Consider the following 14,542-nt stretch of genomic DNA (forward strand, 5'->3'; position numbering starts at 1 on the left):
GCCTCCCGTTCTCGGTCCTTCTAGGTGGGGACCGTGACGCTCGGATTTCAGGCCTGGGGTTCTTTTGCGGCCGAGAAATTTCGAGCGGACAAAACAAAAGCGGGGAGCCCGGCGTTCCGGACTCCCCGCTTAGGTTCGTCTGTCCGGATCGTCTTTCTTGAGGAAAGCGCGACCCGGTTTCTACGAGGTTCGCGCTATTCGGCGGCCTGGGCCGGAGCGGCTACGTTCACGTAGGTACGGTTGTTGCGCTTGGTGACAAAAGCCACCGCGCCCTCGATGAGGGCGAACAGGGTGTGGTCCTTGCCCATGCCGACGTTCACGCCGGGATAGAACTTGGTGCCGCGCTGGCGGATGATGATGTTGCCGGCGGCGACCTTCTGGCCACCGAACTTCTTCACGCCAAGGCGGCGGCCGGCCGAGTCGCGACCGTTGCTGGACGAGCCGCCAGATTTCTTGTGAGCCATAGTGGCCTCCTAGTTCCTAGACCCGGTTTCTCTTAAGAGACCTGGATCGAGCTAATCGTTCGTTGAGCCCCGCGAGGGTCTCAGGCTTCGGCTTCCGGAGCAGCTTCGGTCGCGGCCTTTTTCGGCGCGGCCTTCTTCTTCGGAGCGGCGGTTTCGGCCTTCACCGGCATGCTCGGGATCGTCGCCGGGACGGCGGCGTCACCCAGGCCGCGGGCGCGGGCGTTCAGGATCACCTTCGGGGTCAGGTCGATGACGCCTTCCCACTTGGTTTCCTTGCCCCCGCCGGCCACCGAGGTCACGCGCACGACCGACTCGGTCTGGCGGTGGCCGCGGGTGCGGCGATAGCCCTGACGGCGGATCTTCTTGAAGATCTTGACCTTCTCGCCCTTGCGGGTTTCGAGCAGGGCGCCGGTCACGACCGCGCCTTCAATCAGGGGCGCGCCGATCGTCACGGCCTCGCCTTCGCCAAGCATGAGGACTTCGCCGAAAGCGACTTCCGAGCCCGGTTCACCGTCGAGCTTTTCGACAACCAGCAGGTCGCCGGCTTGGACCCGGTACTGCTTGCCGCCGGTTTTGATCACCGCGTACATAGGTTAGCGCCTTAAGAAACGTGCGTTCGCAAAATAGGGAACGCCCGCGAGGAAACCCAGCGGGCGAGGGGGCGGACTTATACAGGCCAAGCCCTGTGAGTCAACGGCCGGATGCGGCTTTCCGGCAACCTTTGCGAGTCATATCGGGGCTGGCGTGTTACACTATAACAGTCTAAGGGTCGGGCGTGAACACGACCTTCTTCGCCTCCGTCGCCGCCACGGGTTTCGCCGTGGCCTTCCTGCACGCGGCCCTGCCCACGCATTGGCTGCCGTTCGTGCTGGTGGGCCGCGCCCAGAAGTGGACGACCGTGCGCACCCTGGGCGTCACCCTGCTGGCGGGCCTGGGCCATGTGGGCCTGACGATCCTGCTGGGCCTGGCGGTGGTGGCCGCGGGCCTGGTGGCCCAGCCGCATGTGGGCGGTTCCTTCCATTGGATCGTCGGCGGGCTGATGGCGGCGATCGGCGTCTTCTATCTGGTGCGCGGCCGCCACCGGCACGCGACGATGGACGGGACCCGCAAGTTCACCTCGGACAAGGCGGCGATCACCGCCCTGGTGGTGCTGCTGACCCTGTCGCCGTGCGAGGCGTTCCTTCCCTATTATCTGGCGGGCATGGAGCACGGGGTGATCGGCTTCGTCACCTTGAGCGCCGTGCTGCTGACCGCGACCTCGGCGGGCATGTTGATCTTCACCGGCCTGAGCCTGGCCGGGTTCAGCCGCCTGGGTCTGGACCGGCTGGAGCAGTACGAGGAACTGATCCTCGGCGCGGCCCTGATCTTCATCGGCGCGGCGGTGGCTTTCCTGAAGACCTGAGAGCGCTCTTTTAGGGGGTGCTTTCACAGAGGGCCCATCAGCCCTAAATAGCGCCCATGACCAACACCGCTCCCGCCTCATCGCCTGCCGCAAATGGCAAGATCCCCGTCACCGTGCTGACCGGCTATCTCGGCGCCGGCAAGACCACCCTGCTCAACCGCATCCTCACCGAGGAGCACGGCAAGAAATACGCCGTGATCGTCAACGAGTTCGGCGAGGTGGGCATCGACAACGACCTGGTGGTCGGGGCCGACGAGGAAGTGTTCGAGATGAACAACGGCTGCGTCTGCTGCACGGTGCGCGGCGACCTGATCCGGGTTCTGCAGGGCCTGATGAAGCGCAAGGGCGGCTTCGACGCCATCGTGGTCGAGACCACGGGCCTGGCCGATCCGGGCCCGGTGGCCCAGACCTTCTTCGTCGACGACGACGTCAAGGCCCGCACCTATCTGGACTCGGTGACCGCCGTGGTCGACGCCAAGCACATCCTCCTGCGCCTGGGCGACAGCAAGGAAGCGGTCGAGCAGATCGCCTTCGCCGACCAGATCGTGCTGAACAAGACCGACCTGGTCTCGGAGGACGACCTGCGCCACGTCGAGGCCCGCATCCGGCGGATCAACCCGCTGGCCCCGATCCACCGCGCCCAGCGCTCGAACGTCCCGCTCGAGGCGATCATCGGCAAGCACAGCTTCGACCTGGAGCGGATCACCGAGCTGGAGCCGGCGTTCCTGAACCCGGCCCACGGCGAGGCCGGCCACGTGCACGACGAACACTGCGGCCACGACCATCATCACCATGGCCACGACCACGACCATGGCCACGTGCATGACGAACACTGCGGTCACGATCATCATCACGACGCCAAGAGCGCCATCCACGACGACGGCGTGAAGGGGATCTCCCTGACCCTGGACAGGCCGGTCGACGGCCAGAAGATCACCGTCTGGCTCAACGACCTGCTGGCCCGTCGCGGCCCGGACATCCTGCGCGCCAAGGGCATCATCGACGTCAAGGGCGAGGAGCGCCGCCTGGTCTTCCAGGCCGTGCACATGATCCTGGAGGGCGACTTCCAGCGCCCGTGGACCGACAAGGACAACCGCTACAGCCGCATGGTGTTCATCGGCCGCGATCTGGACGAGGCCGAGCTGAAGGCCGGCTTCGAGGCGACGGCGGCTTAGGGGCGCAGGCCCTCCCCCCGTGGGAGAGGGCCTAAAAGGCCCCTAGTGAAGATCCTCGTTGATGATCCCGATCTGGGTCCAGCCTTCGGTGTGAACCCGGTCGATCACGCCCATCAGCGCCTCGTAGGGCACGTCGGCCTGGGCGCTGACCATCAGCCGCTGGTCCTTGCGAGGGCCCTTCTGGCCGTTGGCGGCGAACTTGGCGTTCAGGTCCTGGGCCAGGGTCTTCAGGCTGGTGGGCTGGCCCGCCAGGAACAGAGCGCCCGAGTTCTGGATCGAGATGAACACCGGCTCCTTCGGCGCGACCTTGTCCGAAGCCGGCGGCATGTCGAGCTTGATCGAGGTGGTGGCGATCGGCACGGCGACCATGAAGATGATCAGCAGCACCAGCAGGATGTCGACGAACGGGGTGACGTTGATGTCCGCGTTCTGCTGGATCGCATAGCGCCCGCCGCTGTTGCCCGCGAGTTTAGCCCCCATCGCCTGTCTCCTCTTCGAACCCTTGGGGTTGATTGAAGTTACAGGCGTAGTTTGCGAGCTTTCTTACATTTGTAAAGCGCCAAGTCGCGGGCGCGAAAAAGGGGCCGGACGCTAGCGTCCGGCCCCTGATTTTCCGGCGATCGCCGAAGACCCTTAGTGGATGTCTTCGTTGATCAGGCCGACCTTGTACCAGCCGGCGGTCTGCAGGGCGTTCAGCACGCCCATGAAGTCGGCATAGGTCACGTCGGCGTCGGCGCGGACCATGATGCGCTGGTCGTCCTTCGGGCCGGCCTGGTCGTTGGCCACGAACTTGGCCTCCAGGTCGAACTGCAGGTTGTCCAGGCTGGTCTGCTTGTCAGCGACGTACAGCGCGCCCGATTCCTGGATCGAGATGAACACCGGCTCCTTCGGCTTCGGCGCGTTCGGCGGCGGCGGGACCGCCGGCGGCAGGTCCACCTTGATCGCCACGGTCGCCATCGGCACGGCGACCATGAAGATGATCAGCAGCACGAGCAGAATGTCGACGAAGGGCGTGACGTTGATGTCGGCATTCTGGCCCAGCGAGTATTTGCTGCCGCCACCGCCGGAGAGTTTAGCCGCCATTGCCTGACTGTCTCCTAAGGGCCGCGTCCGTCGCGGTCCCGAAAATGTTAGATCGCCACGTCTGGCTCAGACGGGCGCGGAAGTAAAGCCCGACGACGCGGCGCGATGGCAACCCCTTTTGTGAGTCTTTTTAGCGGAACGGCGTTCGGATGACGGGTTCTTCCATCTCGGCTCGCGCCCCGCGAGAACTGACGCGCGACTAGGCGCCCGCATCGGGGCGCGGTATGGCGCGCGGATGATCTATTCCTTCGACGCCTATGTCACCGCCGCCCTGTTCGACCGCGCCGGCCGCGCCGCTTTCGCGCTGGGCGACGGCACGGTCCGATTCGAGGCCGCCATCGGCGCAGAGCCCGGTTTCGTCACCGTCGAGGCCCACCAAGGCGCCGTCCTGGCCGCCGCCGTCCACCCGTCGGGCCGCGGGATCGTCACCGGCGGCGACGACGGCCGCGTGGTCTGGAGCCGGCTCGAGGGCGACGAGGTCGCCGCCACCCTGATCGCCGAGGTCAAGGGCCGCTGGATCGAGCACGTGGCCGCCAGCGCCGCCTCCGGCCTGATCGCCTTCACCGCCGGCAAGGAGGCCCATGTCCGCGACGCGGCCGATCCCAAGTTCCTGCGCGTCTTCGCCCACGACAAGACCGTCTCGGGCTTGGCCTTCGACCCGAAAGGCCGCCGTCTGGCCGCGGCCGGCTACGGCGGCGTCAGCCTGTGGTGGGCCAAGATCGAAGGGCAGAAGCCGCAGGTCATGAAGTGGGCCGGCAGCCACATCGCCGTGATGTTCAGCCCCGACGGCAAGTTCCTGGTCTCGTCGATGCAGGAGAACCAACTGCACGGCTGGCGCCTGGCCGACGGCAAGGACATGCGGATGGGCGGCTACCCCTCCAAGATCAAAAGCTTCGGCTTCTTCGACAAGGGCAATCTGATGGTCACGGCCGGCGCCAACGGCGCGGTGGTCTGGCCGTTCGCCGGGGCCAACGGTCCGATGGGCAAGGAAGCCGCCGAGATCGGCTTCTCCCGCGACTCGATGGTGGTGCGGGTGGCCGGCGTCGAGGCCCTGCCGGTCGCCATCGCCGGCCAGGACAACGGCAAGATCTGGGGCGCCCACATGCGGTCCGGCCGCATCGAGACCCTGAAGGCCGAAAAAGGCGCGGCGATCAGTGCGCTGGCGGTCTCGCCGGATGGCGCGCGTCTGGCCTGGGGCGACGAGGACGGCGAGGCGGGGATCATCGCGATCCCGGCGATGGACACGCGGTTCTAGACTTCACGCTCCAGAAGGCGGGGTGACGTTAGAGGGCGCTCAGCACCTTCACCACCGCCGCCACCGTCTCTTCGTCCGTGTCGCGCAGCCCGTCCTGCACGAAGCCCAGCTTGTAGGCTCGGTCCTCGTGGCCCTGGCCCAGGCCATAGGCCATCGGCCCGCTGCACGAGCCGTGCACCTCGCGAACCCCGGTCCGCGTCACCAGTTCGGCCACGTTCGACGGATTGACCCCGCCGCCGGCCAAGATGGCGATGCGCCCGTCGGCCTTCTCGACCAGCGCCGCGATCGTCTCGGCCCCGGCCATGGCGTTCAGGGCGCAGCCCGAAGTCAGGATACGTTCGAAGCCCAGGTCGATGGCGGCTTCCAGCGCCGCGAACGGATCGGGCGTCAGATCGAAGGCCCGGTGCAGGGTGACGCCCAGGCCCTCGGCATGGGCCACCAGCATCGACAAGACGTCTGCGTCCAGTTCCCCTGTAGGTAGATTGGCGCCGATCACCACCCCGGCCAGCCCCGCCTCGCGCGTGGCGTCGATGTCGCGGAAGATCGCGTCCAGGTCGCCGGCGTCATAGACGAAGTCGCCGTTGCGCGGCCGGATCATCGGAAAGATCGGGATCGCCGCCTCGGCGGCGAGGGTCATCAGCCCGGGCGCCGGGGTCAGGCCCTGCAGGGCCAGGGCCGAGCAGAGTTCGATGCGATCCGCGCCACCGGCGATCGCCGCCGCCAGTCCGGCGGGCGTATCGACACAGACTTCCAGGATCACGCGGTCGGACATCTTCGCCTCTCCGATGCTCATGCTAGGGATTCGGAAACGGCGTTCTTGGAGCACACCCATGCTGAATCGCAGAGGCCTAATCGGCGCGTCCCTTGCCGGACCGGCCATCATCGGCGCGGGCGCGGCGATCGCCGCCGATGAAGCGGGCGGCATCCAACTGACCAAGCCCTGCGTGATCTCCACCTGGGACTTCGGCGTGCCGGCCAACCAGGCGGCCTGGGCGATCCTGAGCAAGGGCGGCCGGGCGCTGGACGCGGTGGAGGCCGGAGCTCGCATTCCCGAGCAGGACCTGAAGAACCACAGCGTCGGCCGCGCCGGCTATCCCGACCGCGACGGGCACGTCTCGCTGGACGCCAGCATCATGGACGAGCAGGGCAATTGCGGCGCGGTCGCCGCCCTGGAGCACATCGCCCATCCGATCTCTGTGGCTCGGGCGGTGATGGAGAAGACCCCGCACGTCCTGCTGGTCGGGCCCGGCGCCCTGCAGTTCGCTCAGGAGCAGGGTTTTCCGCGCGAAGAACTGCTGACGCCGGAATCCCGCGCCGCCTGGGAGGCTTGGCGCAAGGAGGCCAAATACGCGCCCAAGGCCAATAGCGAGATCGGCGACTACGGCAAGACCTCGGGCCAGTTGGGCACGCCCGGCGGCAAGGGCAATCACGACACCATCGGCATGTTGGCCCTCGACGCCCACGGGAACCTGTCGGGCGCCTGCACCACCAGCGGCATGGCCTGGAAACTGCGCGGTCGGGTCGGCGACAGTCCGATCGTCGGAGCCGGGCTCTATGTCGACAACGAGGTCGGCGCGGCCACCTCCACCGGCGTCGGCGAGGAGGTGATCCGCAACGTCGGCAGCTTCCTGGTCGTGGAACTGATGCGCCAGGGCCGCTCGCCTCGGGACGCCTGCAAGGAAGCCGTGGCGCGGATCCTGAAAAAGAAGCCGTGGGCCAAGGACGTCCAGGTGGGGTTCCTGGCGCTGAGCAAGACCGGCGAGGTCGGGGCCTGGTCGATCCAGAAGGGCTTCAGCTACGCCCTGTGCGACGCGACGCGGCAGGACCGCCTGGTGGCGGGGGAGAGCTTCTACTGAGGCTGTCTAGGCCGCCACGCCGCGCGACAACATGTCGGCCAGGGCCGACGCCTCGATAGGTTTGGGCAGGACGTCATCCATGCCGGCTTGCCGATAGGCCTCCACCTCATGGGTGAGCACGCTGGCGGTGACGGCGATGATGGGCGTCCTGTCGCGGCCGGCGGCCGTCTCTTCGGCGCGGATCGTCCGGGTGGCTTCGACGCCGTCCATGTCGGGCATGTGGATGTCCATGAAAATCGCGTCCCAGGACTGGCGACGCCAGGCCTCGACCGCTTCCCTGCCGCTGGCCGCGAAGCCGCATTCGACGCCGAAGGGCTCCATCAGGGCGGCGAGGATGCGACGGTTCACCGGGTTGTCGTCCACCACCAGCAGCGAGGCCGGCGCGCCCTCCTGGGCCACGACGTCCTCGACTTCGACGAGCGGGGCGGAGCCGACCACGGCCGGAATCGGCGCGCTGAAGTCGAACCGCGCCCCGATGCCCCGCGCCGACGCCACGCGCAGCGAGCCCCCCATCTGTTCGGCGAGCTCGCGGCCGATGGCCAGGCCGAGGCCGATGCCGCCGACCTCGCGCGTCGATGAACTGTCGACCTGAACGAAGCGCTGGAAGATCGTCTCGTGATCCTTGGCGGCGATGCCGATCCCCGTGTCGATGACCGAGACCGTGAGATGTTCGTCGTCGCCGCCGATCTTGACGGTCACGCCGCCCTGGCGCGTGAACTTCAAGGCGTTGGCGATGAGGTTGCCGATGATCTGGCGAAGCCGATCCGGGTCGCCGCGCCGGAACGGCGCCATGTCCGGCTGCACGGTGACCAGGAACGAAAGGCCACGGGCGTCGGCCAGGGGTTGGAAGATCTGCCGAAGATCGTTCACGAACGTCTCGAGCGCGAACACGTTCGGCCGCAGCTGCAGCGCGCCGGCTTCGATCTGCGAAATGTCGAGAATGTCGTCGATCAGCTGCCGCATGACCCGAGACGCCGTCTGGATGCTCGCGACACGGGTTCTCTGCGGCGGGGTGAGATCCTCCCGGGCCAGCAATTGGCCCTCGCCGAGAATGGCGTTCAACGGCGTGCGCATTTCGTGGCTCACCGTGGCCAGGAACTGCGACTTGGCGCGGTTGGCGACCTGGGCTTCCTCGGTCATGCGCTCCAGCTCGATCGTGCGGGCCCGGACGCTGCTTTCGAGGTTCTGATTGAGGCAGTTGGTCTGGTGGTTGCGGCGTGCGATGTCCTCGAGCAGTTCGCGGTTCTCGTCGCGCAAGCGCAGGGCGTCGACCAGCAGGGCGTGGTTGTTGCGATGGCCCAGCATCATGACCACCCAGAAGATGACGCCGAGAACGCCCAGGGTGGCGTCCACGCCGCGCACGCTGATCAGGGTCAGGGAGGCGGGCAGAAGGATCAGGGAAACATAGATCCGGCCGGTCCACTTCAGAGGCGACAGGACGCCCGTCGCGCCGCCGGCCAGGGCGGACAGCACGATGATCAGCACGTAGCGCGCGTCGACGCTGTCCAGGGGAATCCTCACGCAGGCCAGCAAGGCCCACAATCCCGCGCTGAGGATCAGGCCCAGGCTGTGGACTTGAGCCAGAAGCGAAAGGTGGTCGGCCAGGAAGCGCCCGCGAAGCGCTCCACCCAGCAGCCGGTCGGTCACGAGGCGAGCCGCCAGCAGGGTCAGGACCACCGCCAGCCAGACCAGTCGGAAGGGTCGCTCCGCGGGCTGCGCGACCGCGCAGACGCCGATCGCGGCGGCGGCCTGCACCGCCATCGTCGCCGAGGCGTTGCGATGCGCGTGTCCGATCAGCGCGAGCTTGATGGGGTCGCTTCGGAGTCGATCCCCTATTTGCGCAGCTCGCATGTCGTTCCGCCCGTCCAACAACCGTTTGGATTTATAGGATCAGGGGCGCTGAACGACGTTACGCAAAATTGGCGACAGAACGCCGCAGAGCTTGGCCTTAGAGGCCGGGCGGCCTCGGGCGTGGATAGGTTGCGCCCAGGGAGGGCCGTTACTCAAATCCCCGCATGGTCCCCCACTCCCCAAACGGCTCTCGCCGCGAGCGCCAGTTGTTCACGGCCGCGGTCTCGTCGCGATAGCCAAGGGCCATGCCGCAGAACAGCATGTGGTCGGCCGGCAGGTCGATGAACGTCGCCACCAGCTTGCCGTAGACCGACCAGAACTCCTGGGCGCAGGTGTCCAGCCCCCTTTCGACCGCCAGCAGCATCAGGGTCTGCATGTACATGCCGATGTCCGACCACTGCGGCGGGCCGCAGTCACGGTGGACCGAGAAGAACAGGGCCGCCGGCGCGCCGAAGAACTCGGCGTTCTGGGCGAACTGCTGCAGTCGGCCCAGCTTGTTCTCGCGCGGGATGTTCAGCGCGCCGTAGAGATCCTCGCCGACTTGGTAGCGGCGGGTGCGCAGGGGCTCCCACAGGTTGGGCGGATAGACGTGGTATTCCGGCTCGTCGCGGTCCATCAGCCGCGAGGCGACCAGGGCCTTGAACTCCTTCAGCGGCTCGCCGGCCAGGGCGTGCACCACCCAGGGCTGGAGGTTCCCGCCCGACGGGGCGCGGGCGGCGGCCTCGAGCAGTTCGCGCACCACCGCGCCGGGCACCGGGTCGGGCCTGAAGGCGCGAACCGACATCCGGCGTTCGACGGCTTTGGACACGGTGCGGAAGTCGGTCATCAAGGCCTCGCTAACGGATGCGCGGCTATCCCCGCGACAGAGGCTTGGTTAGCATCCGGCCGCAACGTCAAGGCAAGCGAGAGATTTCGTGCGGGTTCTGCTGCGTAACATCCTGGTCGCGCTGTTCATCGTGCTGGTCGCCGGGCCGGTGCTGACGGTGATCGTCTATCGCTTCGTGCCGCCGCCCGCGACGCCGCTGATGGTCATCCGCCTGGCCGAGGGCAAGGGCTGGAACCACCATTGGCGGCCGATCGGCGAGGTCTCGCCAGCCCTGCCGCGCGCCCTGATCGCCGCCGAGGACGCCCGGTTCTGCGACCACCACGGCTTCGACTTCGAGGCCCTGCAGAAGGCCTACGAGAACAACGGCAAGGGAAAAAAGATCCGCGGCGGCTCGACCATCAGCCAGCAGACCGCCAAGAACGTCTTCCTGTGGCAGGGCCGCTCCTATTTCCGCAAGGGACTGGAGGCCTGGTTCACGGTGCTGATCGAGACGTTCTGGGGCAAGAAGCGGATCATGGAGGTCTATCTGAACTCCATCGAATACGGCCCCGGCATCTATGGCGCGGAAGCCGCGTCGCGGACCTATTTCAAGGTCGGGGCCGACAGGTTGACCCAGCAGCAGTCGTCGCGGCTGGCGGCGATCCTGCCCAGCCCCCTGAAGTGGAAGGCGGTCAATCCGGGACGCTATGTGAAGAAGCGCTCCAGCCGGATCGGCAAGGCTTCGGGCGCTGTGCGCCGCGACGGCCTGGCGGCCTGCGTGGCTTAGTTTCGGTTGTCATCCCGGATCGGCGCGCTACGCGCTTGTCCGGGATGACAGGTTTTGCGGAAGGACAGGCCATGATCGCTCCCGGACCGACCCTGGAAACCAAGCGGCTGATCCTGCGCCCTCCCGCCACGGAGGATCTCGACGGCTGGGCGGAGCTGATGGCCGATGCGGACGCCGCGCGCTTCATCGGCGGGCAGATGAGCCGGTCCCAGACCTGGCGAATGATGGCGACCATGGCCGGGTCCTGGGCGCTGAACGGCTTTGGCATGTTCTCGCTGATCGAGAAGGACACCGGCCTATGGGTCGGCCGCGTGGGCCCGTGGCGCCCCGAAGGCTGGCCGGGGACCGAGGTGGGCTGGAGCCTGCATCCCCGCGCCCACGGCAAGGGCTATGCGGTCGAGGCGACGACGGCGACCATGGACTGGGCCGTCGACCATCTGGGCTGGACGCGGCTGGTCCACTGCATCGACCCGGCCAACACGCCGTCGATCAAGGTGGCCCAACGGATCGGTTCGCGCTTCTTGGAAGCCGGAAACCTGCCCGAGCCTTACCAGGACGTCGAGATCCACCTGTGGGGGCAGACCGCGGACGAATGGAGGGCGCGGCGGGCTCAAGCTCCCAACGGCCGCGCATAGGCCGCCCGGGCCCGGCCCGAGCGCACGAACACCCGCGTGATCCTCTCGTCGATGGTCCGGATGCGCACCGCGAAGTCGTCGGCGGCGTCCTCGATCTCGCCGGCGGTCAGGTCGTCGTGGAAGTCCAGGGTCACGCCCAGCAGGATCTCCTGCGGCCCCAGATGCATGCTCAGCACCTCGGCCACGGTGTCGACGCGCGGGTCGGCGGCCAGCATCTGGCGCACCTCTTCGACGATGCGCGGCGAGGCCGACTCGCCGGTCAGCAGGCTGCGGGTCTCGTTGGCCAGGAAGATCGCCACCAGCACCAGCAGGACGCCGATCGCCACCGAGGCCGCGCCGTCGGCCCAGGGGATCCCGAACACCGCCGAACCCGCCACGCCCAGCGCCGCGATCGCCAGGCCGGCCAGGGCGGCGCCGTCCTCCAGCAGCACGGCGAAGACCGAGGGGTCCTTGCTGCGGCGGATGGCGCGCAGGAGAGGCGTGCCGCGGGTCAGGACCCTGAACTCCTTCCAGGCCACCAGGAACGAGCCGCCCTCGAACAGGGTCGCCAGGCCGACGACCAGGAAATTGATCCAGGCGCGTTCGATGGGCTCGGGTCGGAAAATCTTGAGCACGCCCTCGTAGATCGAGAAGGCCCCGCCCAGGGCGAAGATCAGCAAGGCCACGACGAAGGCCCAGAAATAGACCTCCATGCCGTAGCCGAACGGATGGGTTTCGCTGGGCGGCTTGCGGGCCCTGGCCAGGCCCAGCAGCAGCAGGCCCTGGTTGCCCGTGTCGACGCTGGAGTGAATCGCTTCGGTCAGCATGGCCGAGGAGCCGGTGAGGGCGAAGGCGACGAACTTGGTGACGGCGATGGCCAGATTGCCGGCCAGGGCCGCGTAGACGACCATGGTCGAGCTGTTGTGGGTTCCCGTCGCGGCCATGCCGCCCGAACGCGGCGGCGAAGCGGCCCGTTCCCGGTCAGACCCGATTGTACGGATACCGGTCGCGGATCATCCGCTGAAAGAACCGACCCTTGGACGGCGCGCGCTCGAAGGCCTCGGTCACCCGGGGCGGCACCCCGACATAGACGTATTCGTCGCCGTCGTGGAACGTCACGTAGAGCTTGCCGTGCTCGGGCTCGTAGTCGATTTGGCGGATCGCCGTGGAGTCGACACGCATGGCTGAAAGCCTCCGCATGAGGATCGGTTTCAGACGGAAAAGCGCGTATCCGCCTTGGCCGGTTCCCCGGGGCCCGTCAGGCGCCTGTTTAGGGTGCAATCTCGCGCGAACAGCGCTGTAGTCGCGGATGCGAAAGGCTCCGCTTCACGGGAGCCGGGGGAGAAACGCACATGCAACCGCATTCCTGGGTCGCCGTCGTCACGCTGATCGCCCTGCTCGTCTATGTCTGGATGGCGCTTGGCGTCGTCGGGGCGCGCCGCAAATGCGGGATCGACGCGCCGACCATGACCGGGGACCCCGTCCTCGAGCGTCATGTCCGCGTTCAGGCCAACACCCTGGAATGGCTGCCGCTGTTCCTGCCGTCGCTGTGGCTGTTCGCGATCTACTGGAGCGACCTGGCCGCCACCATCCTCGGCGTGGTCTGGATCGCCGGGCGGATCATCTACGCCCTCGGCTACGTGGCCGATCCGGGCAAGCGCGAGGCCGGCTTCATCATTCAGGCCCTGGCGACGGCGATCCTGCTGTTCGGCGCCCTTGGCCGCGTCATCTGGATGCTGGCGACGCTCGGCGCCTGAACCTTCCTTGGAGCGTGACAGCCGAAACCGGCATCCACTTTCGGCTGTCACGCTTGCGCTGGCCCGACGGGCGAGGCTTGGCTATGACGCCAGACATGACCCTGCCCGTCGATCCCGCCCGCTACAGCGCCTTCCTGGTGACGATGTTCGTCATGGCCATCACGCCGGGGCCGGCCAACCTGTTCGCCATCGCCACCGGCATGCAGAAGGGCAGGGGCGCGGCTCTGCTGGGCGTGGCTGGCATGAACGTCGCCACCCTGGTCTGGTTCGCCTGTTCGGCCCTGGGCCTGGGCGCGCTGATCATCGCCTTCCCGAAAGCCTTCCACCTGCTGGCCCTGGCCGGCGCGGTCTATCTGGTCTGGCTAGGCGTCAAATCGATCCGCGCGGGAATACAGGACAAGGGCGGCGCGGGCGAAACCCACCGGTCGTTCCGCATGGGCCGCTCGGCGTTCCGCGACGGTTTCGCCGTGCAGATCGCCAACCCCAAGATTCTGCTGTTCTTCACCGCGGTCCTGCCGCCGTTCATCGACGTGCATCGGCCGCTGGCCCCGCAGCTAGTGATGTTCGCCGCCGCCACCATCGGCATGGATCTAATCAGCATGAGCAGCTACGGTCTGGGCGGCGCCGCGCTGGCCTCGCGGATGAACGAGCCGGGCTTCCGGAAGGGCTTCGCGATTGTCGTCGGCGTGCTGCTGATCACCGCCGCCGGGCTGATCGTCTCGCGCGGTTGATCACAAGGTTGAAACGCAAGGGCCTTGGCGAAACCACAAAGCTGCGCCATGCATTTATACTGATGGGACGAAACGGCTCTTTTCGCCAAGTTTCCTAGTGAAGGGATGCGCCATGATTATTCGCAAGACGATCGCCGGCAAGGCCGGGTTGGTCGCTGCCTTGGCGCTCGCCGCCCTCCTGACGGCCTGCGCCACCGCTACTCCCTACCAGCCGAACGTCGCCGGTCAGAAGGCCGCCGGCGGCTTCTCCGACAGGCGGTTGGAGAGCGACCGCTATCAGGTCAATTTCGCCGGCAACAGCGTGACCTCGCGTGAAACCGTCGAGCGCTACCTGCTCTACCGGGCGGCCGAGGTCACCGTGCAGGCGGGCTATGACTGGTTCGAGACCGCCGACCGCCGCACCGACCGCTCGGCCCGCGCCGTGATCGACAACTTCGGCTACGGCTGGGGCGGTTACGGCTATGGCTACGGCGGCTATCCGTACGGCTACTGGCGCCCGGCCTGGCGGGGCTACTACGGCGGTTACGGCGGCTATTGGGGTCCGTGGGGCGACCCGTTCTGGGGCGGGACCACCGAGATCCGCACGATCGAGAAGTTCCAGGCCAGCGCCGAGATCCTGCTCCACAAGGGCCCCAAGCCCGCTGGGGACCCGCGCGCCTACGACGCTCGCGAGATCATGACCAATCTGGCTCCGACGATCCTGCGTCCGGTCCCGCCGGCGGGCTGATCGAGTTCGAACCGCGCGATCTTGGGCCTCCCCTC

18 protein-coding genes are annotated in these 14,542 nt (G+C 67.3%); 9 read left to right on the forward strand and 9 right to left on the reverse strand.

Going from position 1 to position 14,542, the window contains the following annotated elements; genetic code table 11:
• Nucleotides 1-194: 194 nt before the first annotated feature.
• Nucleotides 195-464: a 50S ribosomal protein L27 gene (rpmA, locus tag ASD21_RS10005; protein WP_056440196.1), complete on the reverse strand. Its 270-nt coding sequence runs from the start codon at nucleotides 462-464 to the stop codon at nucleotides 195-197.
• Between the two features lie 80 nt (nucleotides 465-544).
• On the reverse strand, nucleotides 545-1,054 hold the full coding sequence (gene rplU / locus ASD21_RS10010) for a 50S ribosomal protein L21 (protein WP_056440197.1): 510 nt from the start codon (nucleotides 1,052-1,054) through the stop codon (nucleotides 545-547).
• Nucleotides 1,055-1,239: 185 nt separating this feature from the next.
• Between rplU and ASD21_RS10015 the strand changes: the two genes are divergently transcribed.
• A complete protein-coding gene (locus ASD21_RS10015; RefSeq protein ID WP_056440199.1) occupies nucleotides 1,240-1,866 on the forward strand; it encodes a hypothetical protein in 627 nt (208 codons plus the stop codon).
• Nucleotides 1,867-1,922: 56 nt separating this feature from the next.
• The gene (locus ASD21_RS10020; RefSeq protein ID WP_056440201.1) at nucleotides 1,923-3,041 is read left to right on the forward strand and encodes a CobW family GTP-binding protein; all 1,119 of its coding nucleotides are present in this window, start codon (nucleotides 1,923-1,925) and stop codon (nucleotides 3,039-3,041) included.
• 42 nt (nucleotides 3,042-3,083) lie between these two features.
• Here ASD21_RS10020 and ASD21_RS10025 read toward each other — a convergent pair whose 3' ends face one another.
• Complete coding sequence (locus tag ASD21_RS10025; protein ID WP_056440203.1) at nucleotides 3,084-3,521, reverse strand: biopolymer transporter ExbD; 438 nt, start codon at nucleotides 3,519-3,521, stop codon at nucleotides 3,084-3,086.
• Nucleotides 3,522-3,674: 153 nt separating this feature from the next.
• On the reverse strand, nucleotides 3,675-4,124 hold the full coding sequence (locus ASD21_RS10030; RefSeq protein ID WP_056440204.1) for a biopolymer transporter ExbD: 450 nt from the start codon (nucleotides 4,122-4,124) through the stop codon (nucleotides 3,675-3,677).
• 235 nt (nucleotides 4,125-4,359) lie between these two features.
• Between ASD21_RS10030 and ASD21_RS10035 the strand changes: the two genes are divergently transcribed.
• Nucleotides 4,360-5,379 (forward strand): WD40 repeat domain-containing protein, encoded by a 1,020-nt coding sequence (locus ASD21_RS10035; protein WP_056440206.1) that lies wholly within the window; start codon nucleotides 4,360-4,362, stop codon nucleotides 5,377-5,379.
• Between the two features lie 28 nt (nucleotides 5,380-5,407).
• Here ASD21_RS10035 and ASD21_RS10040 read toward each other — a convergent pair whose 3' ends face one another.
• Entirely contained in the window at nucleotides 5,408-6,151 is a 744-nt protein-coding gene (locus ASD21_RS10040; RefSeq protein WP_056441119.1) for a copper homeostasis protein CutC, read from the reverse strand.
• 58 nt (nucleotides 6,152-6,209) lie between these two features.
• On the opposite strand from ASD21_RS10040, the gene ASD21_RS10045 reads away from it, so the two are divergent.
• Complete coding sequence (locus tag ASD21_RS10045; protein ID WP_056440209.1) at nucleotides 6,210-7,235, forward strand: N(4)-(beta-N-acetylglucosaminyl)-L-asparaginase; 1,026 nt, start codon at nucleotides 6,210-6,212, stop codon at nucleotides 7,233-7,235.
• Nucleotides 7,236-7,241: 6 nt separating this feature from the next.
• On the opposite strand, the gene ASD21_RS10050 is transcribed toward ASD21_RS10045, so the two are convergent.
• Complete coding sequence (locus ASD21_RS10050; protein WP_235524868.1) at nucleotides 7,242-8,996, reverse strand: ATP-binding protein; 1,755 nt, start codon at nucleotides 8,994-8,996, stop codon at nucleotides 7,242-7,244.
• 238 nt (nucleotides 8,997-9,234) lie between these two features.
• Complete coding sequence (locus tag ASD21_RS10055) at nucleotides 9,235-9,912, reverse strand: nitroreductase (protein WP_056440211.1); 678 nt, start codon at nucleotides 9,910-9,912, stop codon at nucleotides 9,235-9,237.
• An 88-nt stretch (nucleotides 9,913-10,000) separates the two neighbouring features.
• Between ASD21_RS10055 and mtgA the strand changes: the two genes are divergently transcribed.
• Nucleotides 10,001-10,678: a monofunctional biosynthetic peptidoglycan transglycosylase gene (gene mtgA / locus ASD21_RS10060; protein WP_056440213.1), complete on the forward strand. Its 678-nt coding sequence runs from the start codon at nucleotides 10,001-10,003 to the stop codon at nucleotides 10,676-10,678.
• Nucleotides 10,679-10,749: 71 nt separating this feature from the next.
• Nucleotides 10,750-11,313 carry a GNAT family N-acetyltransferase gene (locus ASD21_RS10065; protein WP_056440215.1) on the forward strand — a complete coding sequence of 188 codons (564 nt, stop codon included), beginning with the start codon at nucleotides 10,750-10,752 and terminating at the stop codon, nucleotides 11,311-11,313.
• Here ASD21_RS10065 and ASD21_RS10070 read toward each other — a convergent pair.
• Together ASD21_RS10070 and ASD21_RS10075 are read right to left on the reverse strand one after the other, a co-directional pair.
• Nucleotides 11,289-12,236, reverse strand: a complete 948-nt coding sequence (locus ASD21_RS10070) for a cation diffusion facilitator family transporter (RefSeq protein ID WP_056440217.1) — start codon at nucleotides 12,234-12,236, stop codon at nucleotides 11,289-11,291. The two genes, ASD21_RS10065 and ASD21_RS10070, sit on opposite strands and share 25 nt — an antisense overlap.
• 37 nt (nucleotides 12,237-12,273) lie before the next feature.
• The gene (locus ASD21_RS10075; RefSeq protein ID WP_056440219.1) at nucleotides 12,274-12,474 is read right to left on the reverse strand and encodes a KTSC domain-containing protein; all 201 of its coding nucleotides are present in this window, start codon (nucleotides 12,472-12,474) and stop codon (nucleotides 12,274-12,276) included.
• Nucleotides 12,475-12,644: 170 nt separating this feature from the next.
• On the opposite strand from ASD21_RS10075, the gene ASD21_RS10080 reads away from it, so the two are divergent.
• From ASD21_RS10080 to ASD21_RS10090, 3 genes are all read left to right on the forward strand, one after another.
• Complete coding sequence (locus tag ASD21_RS10080; protein ID WP_056440221.1) at nucleotides 12,645-13,049, forward strand: MAPEG family protein; 405 nt, start codon at nucleotides 12,645-12,647, stop codon at nucleotides 13,047-13,049.
• Nucleotides 13,050-13,132: 83 nt separating this feature from the next.
• Complete coding sequence (locus ASD21_RS10085; RefSeq protein WP_082554708.1) at nucleotides 13,133-13,780, forward strand: LysE family translocator; 648 nt, start codon at nucleotides 13,133-13,135, stop codon at nucleotides 13,778-13,780.
• A 112-nt stretch (nucleotides 13,781-13,892) separates the two neighbouring features.
• Nucleotides 13,893-14,507: a CC0125/CC1285 family lipoprotein gene (locus tag ASD21_RS10090; RefSeq protein ID WP_056440225.1), complete on the forward strand. Its 615-nt coding sequence runs from the start codon at nucleotides 13,893-13,895 to the stop codon at nucleotides 14,505-14,507.
• Nucleotides 14,508-14,542: the final 35 nt, after the last annotated feature.

The organism is Caulobacter sp. Root1455 (genome assembly GCF_001426905.1).
Taxonomy (GTDB): domain Bacteria; phylum Pseudomonadota; class Alphaproteobacteria; order Caulobacterales; family Caulobacteraceae; genus Caulobacter.